Annotated in this window: 1 protein-coding gene; it reads left to right on the top strand. The window is 64.5% G+C overall.

What is annotated here, in order from left to right:
* A partial coding sequence (locus tag ACNPM4_RS05055) for a molybdopterin dinucleotide binding domain-containing protein (protein ID WP_448984907.1) occupies positions 1-718 on the top strand: 718 nt, incomplete at both ends.

Here is a 718-nt window from a genome sequence, read left to right as displayed (position 1 = left end):
TTCACGCACTCGAGAAGCACACCGGTCAGAAGATGGCCTTCCTCGCCGAGGAGCATGAGGGGACGCACCTGACCTTCTCCGACGTGTCGGTTCAGCCGCGCAGCGTGATCACGTCGCCGGAGTGGTCGGGGTCGGAGCACGGGGGTCGGCGCTACACGGCCTTCGCGATCAACGTCGAGCATCTCAAGCCGTGGCACACCCTGACCGGTCGCCAGCACTTCTACCTCGACCACGACTGGATGGACGAGCTCGGCGAGGCGCTTCCGATCTACCGGCCCCCACTCGACATGCACCGTCTGTTCGGCGACGTCGTTCCGGGGACGAACGGTGGGGCAGAGGTGCACGTGCGCTACCTGACGCCGCACTCCAAGTGGTCGATCCACTCGGAGTATCAGGACAACCTCTTCATGCTGTCGCTGTCGCGCGGCGGCCCCACGATCTGGATGAGTCCGCAGGACGCCGAAAAGATCGGTGTCCGTGACAACGACTGGATCGAGTCCTACAACCGCAACGGGGTGGTCGTCGCGCGGGCGAACGTCTCCCACCGCATGCCGGAGGGCACCGTGTACATGTACCACGCGAAGGATCGCACGGTGGATGTGCCCATCTCGGAGATCAGCGGACAGCGCGGCGGCATCCACAACTCCCTCACCCGCATCCTGCTCAAACCGAGTCATCTGATCGGCGGCTACGCGCAGCTGTCGTGGGCGTTCAACTA

Source organism: Microbacterium umsixpiens, assembly GCF_053543675.1.
This window is presented reverse-complemented; position numbering and strand designations above follow the sequence as displayed.